The sequence below is a fragment of the Niastella populi genome, assembly GCF_002078015.1.
In the GTDB taxonomy this organism is placed as follows: Bacteria; Bacteroidota; Bacteroidia; order Chitinophagales; family Chitinophagaceae; genus Niastella; species Niastella populi.
The window spans coordinates 1-1,395 of sequence record NZ_LWBP01000040.1 but is presented as its reverse complement, the minus strand read 5'-3'; the positions used below and the strand labels follow the sequence as shown (position 1 = coordinate 1,395).

The 1,395-nt window shown below is 44.1% G+C and carries 2 protein-coding genes; both read left to right on the top strand.

Annotation, left to right across the window (positions count from 1 at the left end; all coding sequences use genetic code 11):
* A partial coding sequence (locus A4R26_RS05715) for a YfiR family protein (RefSeq protein WP_133054561.1) occupies positions 1 to 511 on the top strand: 511 nt, incomplete at its 5' end.
* Between the two features lie 7 nt (positions 512 to 518).
* Positions 519 to 1,395, top strand: an 877-nt coding sequence (locus A4R26_RS05710; RefSeq protein ID WP_165760161.1) for a TonB-dependent receptor plug domain-containing protein, incomplete at its 3' end; no start/stop codon positions are given.

The window sequence follows — 1,395 nt, the reverse complement described above, 5'->3', positions numbered from 1 at the left end:
AAGAATGGTGGTGATGATTGTGTTCTCAGTTTCTCCATTTGGTTATGGAAAGGCCCAGAATGCAATGAATTATTCCGTTCATGCCAATATCATTTATCATTTTACAAAATATGTCGATTGGCCTGAAAAAAGCAAAACCGACGACTTTATAATCGGGGTAATAGGAGAAACTATGCTTTTTGATGAATTGAAAAGAATAACAGGCAATAAAAAAGCATGGAACCAGCGGATTGTTGTGCGGCGTTTTTCCCCTTCTCAAACAACTTATGATTGTCACATTTTATTTGTAAGTGAAGAAGAAAGCAGCAGCCTGAAAAAAATTACTGCACGTACGGAAAAAGACCCGGTTTTACTGGTTTGTGAGGAAAAGGGGGGCGCTTCAAAAGGGGCGTGCATCAGCTTCAACGTAGTATCGGATCGCCTGAAACTTGAAATAAACAAAAAGAATATAGACCAACGGGGGCTCAGTATAGCAAATGAACTGCTTCGCCTGGGAACTCTTGTTAAATAATCCTGCCATGATAAAACTATTTACACGAATTGCATCGATGACACTTGGCCTTACCGCCCTGGCCGATCATGCGCTTGCCCAGAATAGCCCGGATTTTGAAAGCCTGAGCCTCGAAGAACTGCTAAACGTGAAAATTACCACGGTATCCAAATCATCGCAAACCGTGGGTGAGGCGCCGGCCACTGTGATAGTGATAAACGCCAAACAAATTAAAACGCGCGGTTATACAAATCTTACCGAAGTGTTGAACGATCTTCCTGATATCAAGGTGAACGATAAATCTGATCCGGAGACTTCAGCCTCATTTATTGTAAGAGGGATCAGGCGTCAGGACAGGTTTGTGATATTGATGGATGGGATCAGGATCTCGTCTCCTACAAATGAAGCACTTCCCCTGCTGGAGAATTTTCCTATTTACCTGGCTAAACAAATAGAAGTGGTATATGGCCCCGGTTCTGCTCTTTATGGCGCGGATGCCATGTCGGGCGTTATCAATATTATCACTGAAAAAGGTGAAGGCCCCGGCCAGTTTGAGGCCAGAACGATGGCAGGTACGCATGGCTATAGTAATCAACATCTTTTTTTTAGAAAAACACTCAAAAGAGGTCTTAACGTAACTGCCGGTGGCCAGTATTTATACGACCGGCAGCCGGATTTCTCCAAAACATATCCCAAAGAGTACTCAATGTTAGCGCAGCAAACAGGGTTATTCAATACTTCCTATGGACCCATGCAGGCCGATCAGCCGGTAGAAAAGGGATACAGTGCGCCGTTTAAAGCGTATAACATGTATCTGTCACTTGATAAAGGCCCGTTTGATTTCAAACTGCTCAGGCATTATGCCCAGGTGCCCACAAGCGCTACCTTAAAGCCCGACAATGGGG